General features: G+C 36.4%; 16 protein-coding genes. All 16 read right to left on the bottom strand.

Annotated features, from left to right (window positions below; genetic code table 11):
- Nucleotides 1–4: 4 nt before the first annotated feature.
- The 16 genes from D9O48_RS08785 to D9O48_RS08710 all read right to left on the bottom strand — a co-directional run bounded on the left by D9O48_RS08785 (nucleotide 5) and on the right by D9O48_RS08710 (nucleotide 19,443).
- Complete coding sequence (locus D9O48_RS08785) at nucleotides 5–835, bottom strand: heme ABC transporter ATP-binding protein (RefSeq protein ID WP_126972579.1); 831 nt, start codon at nucleotides 833–835, stop codon at nucleotides 5–7.
- Entirely contained in the window at nucleotides 832–1,890 is a 1,059-nt protein-coding gene (locus D9O48_RS08780) for a FecCD family ABC transporter permease (protein ID WP_126972578.1), read from the bottom strand. The genes D9O48_RS08785 and D9O48_RS08780 overlap by 4 nt, the downstream gene beginning before the upstream one ends.
- Nucleotides 1,890–2,717 carry a heme/hemin ABC transporter substrate-binding protein gene (locus tag D9O48_RS08775; RefSeq protein WP_126972577.1) on the bottom strand — a complete coding sequence of 276 codons (828 nt, stop codon included), beginning with the start codon at nucleotides 2,715–2,717 and terminating at the stop codon, nucleotides 1,890–1,892. The genes D9O48_RS08780 and D9O48_RS08775 overlap by 1 nt, the downstream gene beginning before the upstream one ends.
- 2 nt (nucleotides 2,718–2,719) lie before the next feature.
- Nucleotides 2,720–4,120: an HmuY family protein gene (locus D9O48_RS08770; RefSeq protein ID WP_126972576.1), complete on the bottom strand. Its 1,401-nt coding sequence runs from the start codon at nucleotides 4,118–4,120 to the stop codon at nucleotides 2,720–2,722.
- 5 nt (nucleotides 4,121–4,125) lie between these two features.
- Complete coding sequence (locus D9O48_RS08765) at nucleotides 4,126–6,213, bottom strand: TonB-dependent receptor plug domain-containing protein (protein WP_126972575.1); 2,088 nt, start codon at nucleotides 6,211–6,213, stop codon at nucleotides 4,126–4,128.
- Nucleotides 6,214–6,638: 425 nt separating this feature from the next.
- On the bottom strand, nucleotides 6,639–7,385 hold the full coding sequence (locus D9O48_RS08760) for a tyrosine-protein phosphatase (protein ID WP_126972574.1): 747 nt from the start codon (nucleotides 7,383–7,385) through the stop codon (nucleotides 6,639–6,641).
- On the bottom strand, nucleotides 7,385–8,311 hold the full coding sequence (gene fcl, locus D9O48_RS08755; protein WP_126972573.1) for a GDP-L-fucose synthase: 927 nt from the start codon (nucleotides 8,309–8,311) through the stop codon (nucleotides 7,385–7,387). Before fcl ends, D9O48_RS08760 begins: the two co-directional genes overlap by 1 nt.
- 64 nt (nucleotides 8,312–8,375) lie before the next feature.
- Entirely contained in the window at nucleotides 8,376–9,491 is a 1,116-nt protein-coding gene (gene gmd, locus D9O48_RS08750; RefSeq protein WP_126972572.1) for a GDP-mannose 4,6-dehydratase, read from the bottom strand.
- Nucleotides 9,492–9,508: 17 nt separating this feature from the next.
- Complete coding sequence (locus tag D9O48_RS08745; protein ID WP_126972571.1) at nucleotides 9,509–10,267, bottom strand: glycosyltransferase family 2 protein; 759 nt, start codon at nucleotides 10,265–10,267, stop codon at nucleotides 9,509–9,511.
- 76 nt (nucleotides 10,268–10,343) lie between these two features.
- Nucleotides 10,344–11,486, bottom strand: coding sequence for a glycosyltransferase family 4 protein (locus D9O48_RS08740; RefSeq protein WP_126972570.1), 1,143 nt, complete (start codon nucleotides 11,484–11,486; stop codon nucleotides 10,344–10,346).
- Nucleotides 11,473–12,516 (bottom strand): glycosyltransferase, encoded by a 1,044-nt coding sequence (locus D9O48_RS08735; protein ID WP_126972569.1) that lies wholly within the window; start codon nucleotides 12,514–12,516, stop codon nucleotides 11,473–11,475. Before D9O48_RS08735 ends, D9O48_RS08740 begins: the two co-directional genes overlap by 14 nt.
- A 13-nt stretch (nucleotides 12,517–12,529) precedes the next feature.
- Entirely contained in the window at nucleotides 12,530–13,747 is a 1,218-nt protein-coding gene (locus D9O48_RS08730; protein WP_126972568.1) for a hypothetical protein, read from the bottom strand.
- A 1-nt stretch (nucleotide 13,748) separates the two neighbouring features.
- On the bottom strand, nucleotides 13,749–16,355 hold the full coding sequence (locus D9O48_RS08725) for a cysteine peptidase family C39 domain-containing protein (RefSeq protein ID WP_126972567.1): 2,607 nt from the start codon (nucleotides 16,353–16,355) through the stop codon (nucleotides 13,749–13,751).
- Between the two features lie 91 nt (nucleotides 16,356–16,446).
- Nucleotides 16,447–17,556: a glycosyltransferase family 4 protein gene (locus D9O48_RS08720; RefSeq protein ID WP_126972566.1), complete on the bottom strand. Its 1,110-nt coding sequence runs from the start codon at nucleotides 17,554–17,556 to the stop codon at nucleotides 16,447–16,449.
- Between the two features lie 2 nt (nucleotides 17,557–17,558).
- Nucleotides 17,559–18,470, bottom strand: coding sequence for an NAD-dependent epimerase/dehydratase family protein (locus tag D9O48_RS08715; protein ID WP_126972565.1), 912 nt, complete (start codon nucleotides 18,468–18,470; stop codon nucleotides 17,559–17,561).
- A 4-nt stretch (nucleotides 18,471–18,474) separates the two neighbouring features.
- The gene (locus tag D9O48_RS08710) at nucleotides 18,475–19,443 is read right to left on the bottom strand and encodes a glycosyltransferase family 2 protein (RefSeq protein ID WP_158624852.1); all 969 of its coding nucleotides are present in this window, start codon (nucleotides 19,441–19,443) and stop codon (nucleotides 18,475–18,477) included.
- Between the last annotated feature and the right edge of the window lie 96 nt (nucleotides 19,444–19,539).

Here is a 19,539-nt window from a genome sequence, read left to right as displayed (position 1 = left end):
AGTTCTATATTTTAATTGATTGTGTAGTATATTCATTCATAACAGGTACCATAATAGGATAAGGGTGTTCAACTGTCTTTAACACTTTTATATTAATACCATAAGCGGTATAAATATTATCTGGAGTGAGTACCTGTTCTATTTCACCTTGTTCAACTACTTCACCTCCATGCATTAATAATAGTTCATCGCAATATTGTGCGGCCAGATTAAGGTCGTGTAATATGACAATAACCGTTAAACCATCTTTAGCCAGTTTTCGTGCCATTTTCATGGAGTGATGTTGAAAAAGAATATCCATATTAGAAATGGGCTCATCCAGTAACAGAACACCTGTTTTTTTCTGGGTACTATTATCGGAATGATTATTCTGTAACTGAGCGATAACCCTGGCCATTTGCACACGTTGTTGCTCACCTCCGGATAACTGTACATAGTATCTGTCGGCTAATTTATTCACCTGCATTTCATACATGGCTCTTTCTACCACTTCCATGTCAAATTTAGAAGGGCTGGTTGAGAAATGCGGATACCTGCCCATCATCACAATATCACTGCACTTAAACAGCTGTGTAATAGAATGATTCTGAGACAACACAGCTCTTTGTTTAGCCAGCTGTTGTATCTGCATCCGATCAATATCCATATTATTAATCGCAATTTTACCCGTATACCCTTTAAGAGCGCCGGCCAAACAATTCAGCAGGGTCGATTTTCCGGCACCATTTTGACCAAGTATACCCAACACTTTGCCAGCTTTTGCAGTAAAGTTTACTCCTTTGAGAATAGACTTTTTTCCTACAGAGAAGTGGATATTTTGTGCCACTATATTCATAAACTGAATTTTAATTGTTTCTTCTGTTGTATCAACAGAAATACAAATACCGGAGTACCTATAAATGCAGTAATAATGCCTATGGGTAGTTCAGCCGGGGCTATTATCGTTCGGCTTAACACATCAGAAAGCGTTAACAGTGTTGCACCAAACAGTGCACTGTTAACTAATAACAACGTATAATTTTCACCGGAAATGCGACGAACAATATGCGGAACAATTAAACCAATAAAACCAATAATGCCTGCCACGGCAACAGAAGCCCCTACTGCCATTGTAGCGAATACGATTACCATTAATTTCAACCGCTTTACATTCACCCCCAGAAACTGGGCTTCTTTTTCTCCGAGTGCAAATGCATTTAAAGCTTTTCCGAGAAATGGTAAAACAATTACAGGAATCAAAATAAAAGGTACAATTGATAATACGATGACCCATGTAGCACCGTTCAAACTTCCCATCGACCAGAATGTTGCATTTCTGATCTGGGCATCATCGGCAATATAAGTTAACAGGTCAACGCTGGCACGGCAAATAGCATTAATCGCTAAACCTCCTAACAACAATGTAGCGAGCACCGTAATTCCTTTTGCCCTCGACATTCTGAATACCAGTAATGAAGTGAGTGCAGCACCAATAAAGGTTACTATATTTAAAAAGTAATACTGATATTGTTCAGGAAGAGCTTTATAAAATGGTAATGAAGAAAATACAACAATCACAGAAACTGCACTGAGGGAAGCTCCTGCCGAAATACCGATCAATGTAGGATCAGCCAAAGGATTTCTGAATAAACCTTGCATAGCTACCCCTGATACAGCAAGGCCTGCACCAATCAGCATCCCCAATACTACGCGGGGAAGACGTATGAAAAGAAAAATATTTTTTAATCCCTCATCAATATCAGCGCCGTAAGCAAAACCCAGGCTCTGGCTAAAAATCTTAATAATGTCTGTAGGAGTGATATGAACAGCGCCTACTCCGATCGAGTAAACAGCTACTGCTATCAGCAAGCAGAAAAACAGTATTGTATACCACGACTTCTGATACAACATTATTCAATAATTTTTTGATAAAGTGATTGAATTGCTTCGGGAAGTCTTAATCCGAAACCCGAAAGCAGTTGACCATCCATCGTAATCACTTTTCCTTTCTTTCCTGCATTGGTCATTTTAATACCCGGAACTTCTAATAATCCTTTATTTCCACCCATACTGTTCAAGCCTGAGTCGAATAACAAAATTGCATCCGGATTTGCTGCTACCAATGCCTCAGTAGTGAGGGGTTGAAAGCCGTCGATTTGTTCAATCGCATTTTTTGCACCTGCCAATACAATCATATTGTGCAGCGCAGTATTTTTACCGGCTACTGACATTGCGCCTGCACCTCTGGCATAGATGAATAAAACTTTTTTCTGATTAGGTTTAATAGTGAGTTGATCAATTCGTTGCTGAAAGTCTTTTACAACCTGTTTAGCTTTTTCTTCGGTATTGGTAGCTTTACCAAGAGCAACAATTAATTGCTTAGTGCCTTCAACACTATACTCCTGGTGGCCAATGAACATATTTACTTTAGCATTCTTCAATTGAGAAATTACCTGAGCAGGCACTTCATTGTCAGCTCCAATAATTAAAGTAGGCCGAAGGGATAAAATCCCTTCAGCCGAAACAGTTCTATTGTAACCAACTTTCGTTTTGCTATTTAAAACAGCAGGATAATTGCTGGTGACATCCACCCCCACTATCTGCTCTTCCAAACCCAATGCACAGAGTATTTCACTCATAGTTCCGTTTAAAGAAACAATACGTTGTTGTGCAAAAATATTGGTGCCAAACAGTAAGAATGCGGCAACCAATCCTACATTACGAAAAATTGTTCTCATTTTTAATCTGCTTGTTTAACTAACTCATATTTAATATTCGGATATCCTCTTTCACCACCATCAACTGCAGTGGAGTGGAAGTTCACAAAAAGAAGTTTGTAAACGTTTCCATCTGCATCCTGAACTACATAAAAACGGTCTTTTCTTACACCAACCTGATCTGTACCTGATGGGGATGTTACTCTCCATTTAGATGCAATATGTGTTCTGTCACTGCTAAAGTTTGTAGCAGCAATATGTGATGCATTATAGCTCTCATAAGTAACTGTAGTATTTAATACCTCAGCAATTTTTACTCCGGCTTTATGGTTAGTATATACCAGGTCAGAGAATGCGTAAGGAATATCTGTACCCATAAAATTCGTATAATATAAACCGTAAGTCCACTCTATATCCCATTTAGATTTCTGTGGTTCAACAGGCGTAACTTTTTTATCAGCAAAAGACAAGAACTGATAATTATACTGACTATTCTTTTCTACTTCGATTGTATTAATGGTAGTTTCATTAATTTTTGCATATTGAACAGTATATCCTTTTGCAGAACGATTAATTTTCACTTTATATAGCTGATCAGCAGTTGGTGTTGCACCTGCAGATCCGGCGTCAGCAATTACATAAATTTTATTTTCAGCAGTATTTTCAGCAACAGGTTTGATGACTGTTTTAGAAAAATCGTGCAAATAGCTATCTACAACCTCAAACGTGCCACTACCGAAACCAAGTGCTAAAGAATCAGCATATGTAAAATCTGCAAATTTAAAGTTTTGTATATCAGTTGCATTAACAGCTACTGCAGTTAAAGGCTTGGTATCATTCAACAATACATTATAGGTATCTCCACTGTAAAAGGCAAGATGCCATGAGGCTCTTAGTACAGAAGTTTGTTTATTATTACTGAAATCAACAAAAACTGAATTAATAGCCGAAGACCCTCCGGTACCACCATTCAATCTCATTGAAGTGCCGGTTGAAACGATTGCACCGAATGATAATTTAAGGGTAGGATTTGCGCCAGCCACTACTGAAGAGGATATTGATTTTACAGTAAAGTCGATGAATTCAGTTCCACGAAAGAACTGATCATCTGCCTTCTTCACTACAACAGATGTTTCTGTTGAACCTGCAGGAATTGTTACATTAATTTTACCATCTGCTACAGCAGGAGTTGTTGTAAAATGCTCATTATAATTTACCTCAGAAGGTGTAACGTCTATGTCAAAATTGATATCTGCATCGTTAGCTCTGTCGATCACCACTTTCACGGTAACTTCCTCTACATCACCAAAACCTTGTGCAGCAGATTCGAATCCTAATTTAATTGCAGGCAAGGGTGGGTCGGATTTAGAGCACCCTGTAAAAATAACAGCCATCAATAATATAGATGCAACCAGTTGTTTCATTTTCTCTATTTTTTATTAGTATTATTAAATTGATATTGTACTCCGAGGAAATAACTTCTTCCGTAACTCATTGGCAAATTTCCTGCAGTTGTATGAGCTCCTGTTCCGGAGGCAATAGTATTGGTTAAATTCACTACATTGGCGATATTCTTTACACCACCTTGTAATGAAAAGTTATTGTTTACTTTATGCTGAAAGGTAAAGTCCATCCATTGAAATTCCTGCGTAGCAGCCAGCTGTACCTGCTGACCATTGTTACCTGTTACGATCTGATAAACTTCGCGTTTACCTGTAAACTTGTAGAACAGGTTGAAGGTGGTTCTGATTCTTGCTACCTGGTAGCCCACTGAAGCATTTGCTTCCGGTGTGAAGTTGAAAGAAGGCACTTCGGTTGATAAAGATTCGTTATCATTTAAGATTCTGTTGTATCTTCCGATATAAGCAAATCCCGCAGTTGCAGTAAGTGCTTTATAGTTTAACGTACTCGTGATAGTACCGCCTGTTGTTTTAAACTTATCAATATTAATGTAAGTAGTAACATCCGGCTGATCGGCTTTGATACCGAATGTAATCAGGTTATCAAATTCATTATAAAAGCCTCCTACAGTAGTTGACCATTTAATATCAGGCAATGTTTTGTGCTGAAAAGTAAATGAGCCCGTAAAACTATTACTATATTCCGCTTCTAACTGGTCGTTACCCATGATAGAGTGACTTGCATCGAAATAGTCAAAATACAACTCTCTTAAAGCCGGTGCTCTGAAACCGCGGGCATAAGAAGCTCTGAAATCAATATCTGTCGTGATCATCCACTTTGCATTCAATGATGGTATCACTGGTGGTGCATCATACACCGAGTTGTAGGTAAAGCGAAGGCCGGGACGAATTTCAAGACCAGGTAATACGCGGATTTGTGCACTGGTAAACAATGCCATGTCTGTAATTACCGGTTCGCCCTTGATGCGTTGACCCAGCGCTTGTTCTCTGTTCATATCAGCTCCTATCTGCCATTGAAAATTGTCACTATGTTTATAAACAGTATTTAATCTTCCGAAGATACTGTTCACGGTAGACTCATCATTTTCACCGGCTCCCAAACTTAAAGTACGCTCACCTGTATTCAGATCGATCCGGGTGGTTTGGGTTCTTCTGTTGTAATGTGTATAAGAAGCAGCTCCGTTTAGTAACCATTTGTTACTTAATTTATAATCAGCCTGCAATTGCTGTAACAAACGCTGACTGAAAAATTTCTGATCTGAAGTGGTATTGGTAGCAGGAAAAATTAATCCATAATTGACTATGGTTTCGTCTAATGCATCTACGCGATAGTATGCACTGAACCTGTTTTTAGTATATCCTACTTTTGCAAATCCCAAAAATTGTTCTTTCGGATGCCATTCTATATTCTGATCTTCTTCTTTTCTGCTTTCTCTCCAGCCTCCGAAATCATAATGGGTAACACCTCCCTGAAAATTCCAGTTATTATTCTGATAATTCACATTGATCGTTTGCAGATGGTGCCCTTTGCCCAGAATCGGATTATATTCCTTTCCAACTGTTTCTTCCTGAATATTTGCTTTTACACTAAATCCTTTTCTCGATTTTTTGGTAATAATATTAATTACTCCGGCCAAGGCATCTGAGCCATACATTACAGACATCGGCCCTTCAATTAACTCTATTCTTTCTACTGAATGAATATCTACCTGATTCAAACTTTCACGGGTATCACCTCTATCCACCAAAGGAATTCCATCTAACAAAATTTTTACGTTCCGGCCCGACATACCCATCATTTCAATATCACTGGTTCCTAATGTTCTGTCGTTGGAAAAGCGGATACCTAATTCAGTATTTAATACGTAGGCAATATTGGTGGCAGCAGTTTTCTCAATTCTGTCTCTGTTGATAACACGAAACTGATAAACAGATTTTTTCACCGACTGCGGTTCATATTGACCGGTTACCACTACTTCATCAAGCGTAGAAATTTTTGAGGGTAACGTATCTATAGTTACCTGTGCAACGGCTATCCGGCTAACCAGCAGAAGAACCACAACAGACAGTAAAAAATTCAAAGCTCTTTTGAACATATAATGGTATTAATCAAATAAAAAGACTGAATGAGTCCACCACTATAAATGTTTAAACATTTGCTGGCGGTGATTTAGCCAGCAAAACTAACCAATCACCCTTAGGGCGATTTACTCGAAAAGAAAAAACCATTTACACAATCGGGAAAACGAATTGATAAAATACAATAAAGGAAATGTAGGAAGGTGTGAAAGAAAAAAAGTTTTTCAAAATAGTTTAATACTGAAAATCAATACATTAAAAATATTTCAAAACTTTACCAAACAGAAAATCTCAGAAAAATGAGCGTCATTTTTCTGTAAATTAAGTTGCAGATATGAGAAAAAAAACGTATATTAATATAAAGGAAGGGACTTTGTTTTTGTTACCAGATATTTTCGTCTGGCAAAAATCTTAAATGATTAATAATCAAGCTATAATAAAATTATTTAACTAAAGAGGGGTTTAGAATATGCCCTGAATCAATCATTTCGTGCAGAATATGCATGATATGTCCGGCTGATTGCAGTGCGCGCAGGTGACGGTCGTGGTGTAAATCCGTTCCCACCAATTTGTATTTGTTTTTGCTGATAAGGTATTCAGCAATATTTTTCTCCGCTTTTCCGTAGTAACCGGCTAATGATAGCAGATTCATTTGCAAAAAGCCACCGGCTTTCATTAATTGATCCAAAGCATCCCAGTCTTTATAGTAATAGGTGTACCGCTCCGGATGAGCGATGATGGGTTGATATCCCTTTATCTGAATATTGAAAAGCGTTTGCCGGAGATCAAAAGGCGGTTGAACAAATGACCACTCTACCAGCACCCAGTTATCATGTAAAGTTTTTAAAGGAACTTCATTTTCGAGCAGTTGGTTAAAGTGGTCATCAAGAAAATATTCAGCGGCAGCATTAATGTTCACATTAAAGCCGGCTGTATCGGTTGTTTGTTTAAGTATTTGAAAAGCGTCATCAATAGATTCATTAGTGTTCGGATGTATTTCCTGATACACATGCGGAGTGGTAACAAAATTACTGAAGCCCAGGTTTTGCAAACCTTTGATGAGTTTCATTGATGTGTCTACATCAGGTGAGCCGTCATCAATACCCGGTAACAGGTGTGAGTGAATGTCAGTAATAATGTTACTGTAGTCTACACTGAATTCTTTTCGACGCTTAAATATTCCAAACATTATTGTTGTGCTTTATAAACTTTATATACTTCGGTGATACCGTCACGTAATTCAATTTTATGTTTCCATCCTAAGTTATGAAGTTTTGATACATCCATTAACTTACGGGGAGTTCCGTCTGGCTTGGAAAGGTCATGTTCAATACTTCCTTCATAACCAACCACATCTTTCACCATTAAAGCTAGTTCTTTGATAGCAAGATCTTCTCCGGTACCGATATTTACCAGGCCCGGTTCATTATATTTTTCCATAAGAAATACACAAGCTTCGGCCAGGTCATCAGCATGGAGAAACTCACGCTTAGGACTACCCGTGCCCCACATTACAACAGAGGGAGTATTATTTACCTTTGCCTCATGAAACTTTCTGATCAATGCAGGTAATACGTGAGAATTATTGAGATCATAATTATCATTTGGGCCATAAAGATTCGTTGGCATTACGGATATAAAATTACAACCGTATTGAGCGCGATAAGCATCACACATTTTGATACCGGCTATTTTAGCAATAGCATAGGGTTCGTTTGTTTCTTCTAAAAGGCCTGTCAATAAATAATCTTCTTTCAATGGTTGCGGAGCCATTTTCGGATAGATACAAGACGATCCCAGAAACATTAATTTTTTAGCATTATTCAAATAGGCAGAATGGATAATGTTGTTTTGGATCATGATATTATCATAGATAAACTCTGCTCTGTAAACATTATTAGCATGTATGCCTCCTACTTTTGCTGCGGCAAGAAAAATATAGTCAGGTTTTTCTGTTTCAAAAAAAGCCTGCACATCAGCCTGATTTCTTAAATCAAGCTCTTTTGAAGTTCTGGTAATAATATTTTTGTGGCCCAGCGTTTCGAGTTTTCTAACAATTGCAGATCCTACCATTCCTCTATGGCCGGCTACATATATTTTAGCACCTGATTCCATATTTTATTCTTAAACAAAACAAGGCTCATGTTTTACATAAGCCTGTTTTAATGAATTAACAATTTTATTCGTATTGATTTGTTATTGAGTAACCTTTTTCTTTTAAGATCTGTGACTTTGTAAACAATTCAACATCACTGGCTACCATTTCTTTTACCAGCGCAGGTAAATCATATTTGGGTTTCCATCCGAGTTTTTCCTGAGCTTTGGTTGGGTCGCCGATCAACAAATCAACTTCAGTTGGTCTGTAATACCTCGGATCAACCGCTACTACTTCTCTACCTATTTCTAATTGATAAGCCGGGTTATTACAGGCTTTTACTACTCCTACCTCATTTTCTTCTTTCCCTTTAAATTCAAGTTCAATACCCACTTCAGCAAACGACATTCTTACAAATTCTCTAACATGGGTAGTAATTCCTGTTGCAATAACAAAATCTTCCGGAGTATCCTGCTGTAAGATGCGCCACATTGCATCTACATAGTCTTTTGCATGTCCCCAGTCGCGTTGCGCATCAAGATTTCCCAGATACAATTTATCCTGTAATCCCAGTGCTATTTTAGCAGTAGCACGTGTAATTTTTCTGGTTACAAAAGTTTCACCACGTAAAGGAGATTCGTGATTAAAGAGTATACCGTTACAAGCAAACATTTTGTAAGCTTCGCGATAGTTTACGGTAATCCAGTAAGCATATAGTTTTGCTACTGCGTAAGGAGAACGCGGGTAAAAAGGAGTCGTTTCTGATTGCGGAACAGCCTGCACTAATCCGTATAATTCAGAAGTGGACGCCTGATAAATTTTAGTTTTGGCACTTAGCCCCAGCAATCTTACAGCTTCCAGAATTCTTAATGTTCCGATTCCGTCAGCATTCGCTGTATACTCAGGAGTTTCAAAACTTACATGAACGTGGCTCATTGCCGCAAGGTTATAAATCTCGTCGGGTTGAACTTCCTGTATGATGCGGATAAGATTTGTTGAATCAGTTAAATCGCCATAATGCAATTGTAAATTAACATTCGGTTCATGTGGATCCTGATATAGATGGTCAATACGTTCGGTATTGAACATGGAAGATCTTCTTTTAATACCATGCACTTTATAACCTTTGCTTAAAAGCAATTCGGTTAAATAAGCTCCATCTTGACCGGTAATACCTGTAATCAGTGCAACTTTAGACATATTCTTAGGATAATAATTTACTTAATAATATATTGAGCCAGTTTTCGGGCCGGCTTTAACCATGTTGTGAAAAAATAGGGTTTTAATCCGTTTAAACGCCAGGCTTCTCTATCTTCACCATTTGCTCTTAACCGGTGTTTCAGAGAAGCGTTACTCATACCACCTGCCCGCATTTTTACAACAATATCAGACAGATAAGCAGGTTTTTTATGATTTTTGTATAGGAACCGGAGCATTAACTCATAGTCTGCTGCAGACCTTAATGAGAGGTTGAATTTTCCCAACTCATTGTATAGTTCTTTTCGTACAAAAAAAGAAGGGTGCGGAGGCATCCATCCATAAAGGAATTTATCTCTTTTGTACTTCCCGCTAATCCATGTTCTGACCACCTTACTGGTGTCAACTGCATCTACATATTGAAGATCGGCATATACACAATCAATGGCAGGATCTCTAAAAAGATCCATTACATCTTCCAGCACATCTTCGTGCGCATAAAAATCATCTGAATTCAAAATACCCACCACATCTCCTGTTACCAGATCGATTCCTTTGTTCATAGCATCGTAGATTCCTTTATCTTTCTCACTCACTACTTTTGCTACATGTGGATATTTTTTAACGATATCAAGTGTATTGTCTTTCGACAAGCCATCCACAATAACGTGTTCTACAGCGGGGTATGACTGTGAGGCGACAGATTTTAAAGTGTCTCTTACAGTAGCGGCACTATTATAAGTAGCCGTAATAATGGATATTTTTTTATGCGTTTCCAAAGCAAAATTATAAATTAATGCTGTTTTTAAAGTAAATTATCTTTCAGTTAAATAACACGTAAGATAGTTATTCGTTTTATTTCTTTTTAGAAAAAAGTTCAGTGTATTTCATCAGGTAGTTTCCCGAATCTACGTAATCTTTCGCCATTTTTTTTGCTCCTGCCCTCCATTGTTCAAACGCGGCCTCATTCAATCCTGCAAAAAATTCAAGTGCCTGAATATACTCAGCAGGGGCATCGATATCAATATTAATTCCTGCCTTTTTTTCTTTTAGCCGGAGCCAGGGTGTATTATAACTAAGAATTGCGGGTAAGCCCGCACACAGAGCTTCAAAAATAGCGTGTCCGAAGTTTTCAGCAAAGGTAGGTAATACGAAACAATGATACCTCTGTAACGTTTCGTTTACCAGCTTATTATCAATTGGTCCTTTAAAGTTAACCGGTATTCCTTCACTCAATGTCTTTAATTCTTCAAAATAAGCCTGATCTTCAATGCCCCCGTAAATGTCAAAACTCCATTTAAAAGGAAGTTGCTTTTCTTTCAACCATTTTATGGCAGAATGCAGGTTTTTTTTGGGGGATATCCTTGATAAAAAAACCAGTTTTAGTTCTCCGGGTTGCTTTGCTGTCTGATTGTTTGTTTCAAATGAATAGTTAGGAATATTCTGCACCATTGATACTGCCGCTTTCGGGTAATATTTCATTACGTCCTGTACTTCCTGCGCATCAGTTGCATGAAAATGTATTTTTTTACCCCATCCCAACAAACGTGTGATCTTCAAAAAGATAATCTTTTTTAGCTTTTTGTACTGAACAGCGCCGTCTTGTAACATTCCTCTGGGAGCGAGTACAATTTTCGGCTGATTCTGATAGTTCCCATAGGCCATTACCGGTAAGATGGTAAATTTAAACGAATACATACTATTCAGATATACGTATTCGGGTTGAATTTCCGCAAAAAGCTCTTTCAAAAATCTTTTGTTGATTTTTTCAGGGCTTGCGTAAAAAATATTTACACTATCATGAATAGTAGTCCATTGATCCACCACCACATCCGAATATGGAGCAGGTTCACATAAATCTCTATCAGATGTCAATATAAATATCTGATAAGTATCTTTTAATAATCCTACAAGATTTTTACACGACTGAATAGGCCCTCCGGCTTTAAACCCCGGCAGGTACCAGTCTGTAAATAGTAAGAGTTTAGGTTTTTGCATGGGTTAAACTGGTAATTGATTCGCACCATTTTTCGTGCGTGATAAGTTTTGATTTTTTGATACTGTTGTATCTATATTTTTCGAGCACTTCTTCGCGTGTTGTCATTAAATCGTATAAACACTCTCTAAAATGTTCATAACTTCCACTAGAAAAAACTCTGCCATTATTTTTATCTTCTAAAAAAACTGAGGCTGCGCCGCAAGTATCGGATAATAAAAGTGCTTGTCCTGTTGCCGCTGCTTCATGAACCACTACTCCCCAATGTTCATTATGGCTGGGTAAACAAAAAATGGAAGAATCAGCGTATAGTTCAGCCAAACCGGCAGGTTCAACAAAGTTCATATAACAGATATTCGCATGGGTATATTCTGTTTCAAGCAATTGCTTTGTGGGTCCGTTTCCAACCAGTTTTAGGGTCCAGTCGCCTAGCTGAGGATACTCCACCAGCAGTTCTGTAAAAGCTTTGACCAGCCAATGTGGTCGTTTGTATTCAACAAATCGCCCGATGAACAAAATCTGTTTTACACTTTTCAGTTCTTTTACTTGAAAATTAGACAGATCGGCGCAATAGAGGTGTTCTATTATTTCATTGTCGTTGTAAGATAACTTATGGGCATAAGACCGTTGAGGAGGGCCGGCTACCCATAAATGAGACGCCCTTGGTTTAATCAGCCATCTTGCTATCAGACAGGCAATTTTTTGTCTTACGGTATTCTCCCATAAATTGTCTAACCCTACAACAACTGGTATGCGATTTCTGTAATCTTTGGTTAACTCATTGTAATATTTATCGCCCCAGCCTGCTTTATAAATCATTGCCGGGTTGAGCTGCTGAAGATTGCCTTTAGTAAAATCGTTTTTTGTAATAACAGTTATAGCCGGATGTTCAGGAATTGCATGTGGTGAATTATCGTCTTGAGGATATACTACAATAGTAGCTTTTACAGAGGTATCATATTTTTCTACCAAATACTCTATACACTTATAAAAGTACATTGGTAAGCGGGTATATAAAAATAAATAGTTCACAAATAAAGCTGTTTTACTTTTTTCTGAAATCAAGATAATTCACAAATAACATAGCAATAAAAAACGGAGTACCGTAATCTATGTAAGCACCCAATTTAAATGTCTTCACCAGAAAGTGACTTGAACAGGCTAATGCGATGATTTTATGCTGCCCGTTCATAAATACGACTCTTCTTATAATCGTATATAAATAAATCAGTAATCCAATTACTCCAAACTCTGAAAAGATACGGATAGTTAATGAGTGGCCGGCATTTGCATTTAAGCCGTAAAAATAGTTATACCTGAACATTGTATTTGCATAAAGATTGTAGTATGCTTCTTCATTCCCTCCCATACCAGAACCGATAAAGTTCAATTTTCTCACATTCTCCAATGCCACATTGAGATTAGAATACATTGATACAGTAGTACCGTTCGCTTCAATGGTACTATTCAGAATATTTATATCTCCTTTGAATACGGAAACAGTATCACTGATTCTCATACTAAAGTTCTCATTAAAATCTGCCAGGTATCCGAAAATTACATAATAAAGTACCGGAACCGTAAATATGATATAAAGCGGATTTAAATAGCTGAAAGCAATAATGATCAAAAATGTAAGATAAGAAGTCAGGTTAAATGTAAGAATCAGAGCAATGATCATGATCATAAATTCTCTTTTAAACCGCTTGAAATTGAAGAACGTATAAATCAGTGCAGGAATAAGAATCGCTGCATAGTGACTGGGCTCATAAGCAATAGAATCTAATCTTCCATGCGGCCCCATTAAGATATTTATATTTACGGTATGAAATAATACATACTGGATAATTCCAAAAATTGCTGAATAAAATGCGAACCTGATATACAGTTCAAAAACATGCTGATAACTCGACCGCGTTAAAACAATAATATTAACTGAATAAATAATAAATACCGCAATAAATTGTTTTAAAAAGCCTCCGAATGAATAGTCAAAAATAAAAATAGACAATAAGGAGGTTGCCAGGATATATAAAAAAAGATTGGTAAAAGCATTTTTTACCAGAAATACCCGCCCAAGGTTTAATACAAAATATACAGAAGCAAATAAATAAGCAAACCAGTCGATATCTGCGCCCATAAAACGGCTACTGAACAGTTCTTTTGAAAAAACTGACAGCACCAGAAAAAATTCGGGAAAACTACTTACCAGAATTTTATTATTATCAAGACGGATACTTCTTATTTTCAGTAAAAAACTCATATTAATAACTGATATTATCGATTTCCATACTTCCTGTTACTATTTCAAGTTGAATTTTCTCACCTTCGCTATAAGCTTTGTTCAAATCAAACGAAGATATTCTTAACTGTGCTGTTGACAGACTATATAACTTGCCGTTAATTTTGAATTGAGCATTCCCTTTACCACTAATCCGTATGGTTTTGATATTATTCTTATATATTGGAATACTTAGTTGATCCTTTATAACAATACTTGTTCTGTATCCGGAGAAATCAATTACTCCAGCCGATTGCTTTATATTTTCAGTTTTGTATAATTCACTTCTTTCATCAAGTAGCTCTGCTTCAATTTCTATATTCTTTGACCACCAGTAAGGATGAGTGTTTTCGTGCCATGCATCCAGCTGCCGGATAACATAACTACTTCCCTTCTGATTCAGGATATATACCGAACCTTGCGTCCTGATTTTAAACCTGAACACTTGTCCATCAATCGTAACCTCTGTTATTTCTTCCTGCGGAATTATAGATTTAACATTTGAGTTTGGTTGAATAGAAGCAACTATCAGCAGGTCATTGTTATATTTTTTGGCATAAACAAAATGATAAAATTTTGATGCGTCTAACCTGAATACATTATTTTTTGTATTGGTATTCTGTACAAACTGACCTTTACTTATAAACGGCTCAAAGAAAGGAAGTAATGCCTGAGCATATGCCGGAACAGCCAATTGGTAAAGATACCCTTTCGGATCATTGGGCCCGATCCCATTAGCCCATCCGGTTCTGCCGGTAACATTAAAATATCCCACATAAAAAAACTCTGCACCTAAAATCAATAATGATTTATTAAGAGCCAGCCATTGTGAAGAAAGAATATTCTTATCATCAACATCCCAACCTGCAGCAATGTAAGGAGAGAAATATTTATCTCCGAGAAGAATTTCTTTTCTTCTTCCTTCTGCAATATTATCTATTCCGTTTCTGGCCCCTACAGAAGAAAACCAGTCACCTGGTGATGCCGGGTAAAATGAGGGAGTAGAGTAGTGATTATTGTTTTCAATATTATTTGAGGTCCTCCGCATTGAATACCCAGGCCAGTAGCTATCATTATACGCACTCACATTATAAAACGAAAAAGCTGTTTTATTCCAGTTTAATGCCCGCAGAATATAATTCTTATACGCTGTATCCAGCTTATTTTGAAAATAGCCGTTGTAAAGACTTTCATCATCCATATTCTTCAGCGAAATATCTTTCTGTACGTTGGGATCTGCCTTTAATAGGCTGATCGGAATTTTATGTCCGAAAATTTCTCCGTTTTCGTTTAGAAAGTCAATCGGCCTACCCAAATAACTCTGAACCGTCTGCAAATAGTATACGGCATTCTTTGCGTCGTTGTATTTATAATCAAGAGGAGCCAGAGGTGATAATACCTTTTTACCTTTATTCAGTATAAACTTACTTTTGGCGTCTCTTAAATAATAATTTGCCGGTAAAGTTCCTGACAGCTCGAAGTTCTTAGATGACTGTAATCCGATATGAGTAGGATTATTTTGGGTTTGAAATAATATTCCTGCGGTTTGTATCGATTTATTATTTTTCGCATATTTCACCAATGCTCCGATAACGCTGTTGTCATTTTTATAGGTAATATCAGCATTACTTTTAGAAGTTCTGAGTACAGGTATTTCATAATAATAATTCCATTTATCATAAAGCAACGACATCAGATTTACCGCATTTTTTGACTGCTCATCAACAGGTCCCTTATTATTTCTGGTTTTATGGAGCCAGCTGAGATAAGTAATATCGAACCATGGAAAATTTCTTTTGTAAGTGAAGCCACTCTGATATCTCGGAAGAGGAAATGATTTCAATTGATCTAATGTACTTACATTATAAGCAGGAAAGCCCGGTGCAAAATCTTTTTCATCATAAAGAGAGCCGCGGCTACTTTTTACAGCCAGCTTTCTATTTCTCTCGGCTGACATAGCATTAGTATTCACTTCGAGTTTACTTAGTGCTCCGATCATTCTGATAGCCCCTCCTTCTTCAAAAATAATGCGGTTGAATTTTTCAACCGGGAAGGAAAAATTATCATTACGTTCACCGTCAATCAGCAAACTAACTCTGCCATTTTTACCATCAATAATTACGTTATAATGGTGAAAATTATCATCGTTCAAATAAATACCGTTAAAAGGAATCATATCCCTTAAATGCACCTGCTTCAGAAAACTCTTTCTTTTTCCGTTTACTTCATAATCAAATTTTATAATTACAAAACCGTTTACAATAGCAATCCTAAACAATTGTTTTGTGAACGACATGATGGAAAATGAACGGCCTTTAAAATCAAAAGCGACATTAACAACAGGAGTATTGTCTGGATGAAATTGAAGCCTGATTGTATTGTCAGATGAATTAGAGACTAAAACATTCGATCCACCAACCGTACTCCACGCAATTCCATCTTTAGGCAATACTACATTCCTTGACTTTGTTTGATCAGTGAGCATTTTTTTATTAAAATCCCATATAAAATTTTGTGCGTTTAATTTTAATACGGGTACAAAAAAAATCAAGACTGATACTGCAAACTTAGAAATGGTACTTATATTCATTCCTTGCTTTTTTAAAACATAATTGAACAAACAATTACATAATTATCAATATAGTTTGTTATATCAAATTTGCCAGATTAAACAGTAAAAACTATTTAGACAACGATCGAATCAATTCAAGTGTTGTAGCGGAGACTTTATCCCAGGTATATTTTTCTTTTACCTTGTCATAAGAATTTCTGCCGAGAATTCTTTTTTCTTCTACCGGAAGGTTATAAAAGTTAATGATCAGCTGCGCCAGTTCTGCAGCATCTTTCTTATTCTCCAGAATATATCCATTCTGTTCATCAACAATTTCTCTGGTAGCGCCAACATCACTTAATATAATCGGCATTGAATTACTCATCGCCTCCAGAATCACCGTTGGCATTCCTTCGTATTGTGTAGGAAAAACAAAAACATCCATGGTTCTATATAAATGCCATAACTGATCATCATCTACAAAACCGAGCAGCTTTACATTCGAATATTTATTATTAGCATTATAAAAATCAAACAATGGTCCTTTTCCGCCCAGAACAAAGTCAATTTTATCCGCAAACCCATTCTTGTTCAAAATTTCAATAGTTTTAAAAAGAACATCAATTCCTTTATTATAGGCAAATCTTGAAACAAATAAAACAGTCAGTCTGGGTCCGTTATATTTTAACGATTCAAACCTTTCGGCTGGAAGGTTAACCGCGTTAGGAATAACTTTGATTTTTTGTTCACTGATATATTTTTTTATAAACCCTGTCAGTTTCCCTCCTAAAGAAATGGTAGCAGCCGATTTCTTAAACAAATGGCCGGAAAGCATTCTGAATGGAAATACTTTCAGGTATTCTTTGTAGGGGGTAGCCTGAAACGACTCAAGGCCGTGAGGATTGAAGATGACTCTATGTTTAATAACATCAATATTGTACCAGAGAACAAAACCCTGTGCATATATTGGTAATTGATCAGGAAGTTGACTGATAACACCGTATATGCGTTTTGATAAGCGATAAAGCTCTGACAGATAATTTTTTGATTTATCAATTCCTTCTACCAGATATTCTTCAATTACGGGAGAATCAAAAACTTTGTTTTTTTCGGTATGAATAACGTGTATTTTACTTACTGAAGGATGGTGAGCAAACTGCTCCAATATTAGTTTTGAGAACCTTTGAATTCCTCCTGCGCTATTAGGAAATATCCCGTTCGATACAAATATGAACTCCATAATTATTTTAATAATGTTTTGATTCCTTCTTCCGGCTTAATTACAGGTTCCCAATTGATAAAAGATTTGAGTTTGGTAATATCCGCCAGCAGGTGCATTCTTTCTACTTTTCTGACTCTGGCCTCATCTACTTCAATCGATACTTTTTCTCCCAACGCAGCAGAGAAATAATCAACAATTTCAGTAACAGAATATTCCTCACCTCTGCCAAGATTGAAAACATCATATCCTTTATCAAACTTATGCATCAGACCAAATACTGCCTCCGCCATATCATAGGTATGAATGAAATCTCTTTTCGGAGTCAGATTACCTAACTGAATTGTTCTTTGCCCTGCATTAATCTGATCTGCTATCTCAGGAATCAGGTGTGGATTTGTTTCATTCGGTCCGAATGCGTTAAAAAATCTACACACGACAGTAGGTATTTTAGTAATAAGGTGGTTATCGTAAAAAAGATGCTCTCCCATTAATTTAGTATGACCATAAATATCGAGCGGCTTTAAAGTTGATGTTTCAGCAATTGGATTATCCAATATCGGATAAACAGCAGCTGTAGATGCAAAAAACAGTCGTTTTACACTATTCAGCGAGCGTACACTTTTTAACAGATTAACAGTACCTGCAATATTGATCTCGCTTGCCTCAAAAGGATGTTTATTGCAATAAGGAATAAAGTGAATAGCGGCCAGATGAATAATATAATCAGGTTGTATTTGTTTGAGCGTTTTATCTAAAGTATTAAAATCACGAATATCCACTTCAAAAAAATGATCGTCATCAATATCGATAAACGCCCTGTTTCCGAAGGATAAATTATCGATTACAAATATCTCGTCGTTATTGGATTGAAATTTTTTATAAATAGAAGAACCAATAAAACCAGCACCACCGGTTATTAAAATTTTATTCATAACTCTAAAAAATAGTTTTTATTAATCTGTTTATTCCTTTTATTCTAAAACCAACTGTTTTATTTACTAATAGATAGACCTTAATTTTTATCATATCTCCATTTCCCAACACTTCACGTACTTGTTTACTATTTAAATACTCATCGGTAAGTTTTAAAGCGATTTCTTTGTCAACTAGTTTTTGCTTCCATGAATCAGTTATTTTGAATAAACAACTTAGTATAGTAAACTTTAATGCTTTTAAGTGATGTTGATTTTGATTCTGAAGCAATGGATATACATTTGTTAAATAGTCGAGATGACCGGTAACATAGTTGCGGATGTACCGATCGTATCCATGCGCATTTCTTTCAAGACCAACTCTGTAATAAATATCCGGAATTGAATCTTCTGCAATTCTATAAACAGGGTTCTGGGTCAGTAGTATTCTTGAGTGAAATTCAACATCCTGCAACCACCTCATTTTAAGATTAAAGCCTGTTGTCTGGTCTAAAAAACGTTTCTTATATATGGGAGAAGAAATTGTCCATTGTAATTCATGTGACAAAAACTTTTGAAGATGATCAATTTTGCTGTGTGTTTGCCAGATTTTATCGCGGTCACCAACCTGTTGGTAAAAGGTTCCCATTTTAAATACGGCAAAGTCACAATCGGTATTTTTTTCCATAAATGACAGCCTCTGTTCAATACAATTTTCCATCATCAGATCATCTGCATCCAGAAAAATTATGTACTTCCCTTTAGCCATACTAATACCAGTATTTCTACAATAGTTTCCTCCTTTGTTAGTTTCATTTAAATGAATCTTTATTTTTTCATTTCCGTTAAACTCGCGGAGGATGCTTCTTGTTTCATCAGAACTATTATCATCCACCAAAACAATTTCGAAATTCTGATTCGTTTGTTTTAGAACAGATTCTATTGTATCCTTTATAAAACCTGCTTTATTATACGATGGAACTATGATCGACACGACCGGTGATGAAAGCATTAATGTAAATTGTTTTCTTTAAAGTTTAGCTTAATATCCTAAACCCTTATAACTTATGAATATCATTATAAGAGATAA

Source organism: Gynurincola endophyticus (genome assembly GCF_003991195.1).
In the GTDB taxonomy this organism is placed as follows: Bacteria; Bacteroidota; Bacteroidia; order Chitinophagales; family Chitinophagaceae; genus Gynurincola; species Gynurincola endophyticus.
Note: the sequence above shows the minus strand (reverse complement) of the source record. Positions and strands in the feature narration are given on the sequence as shown.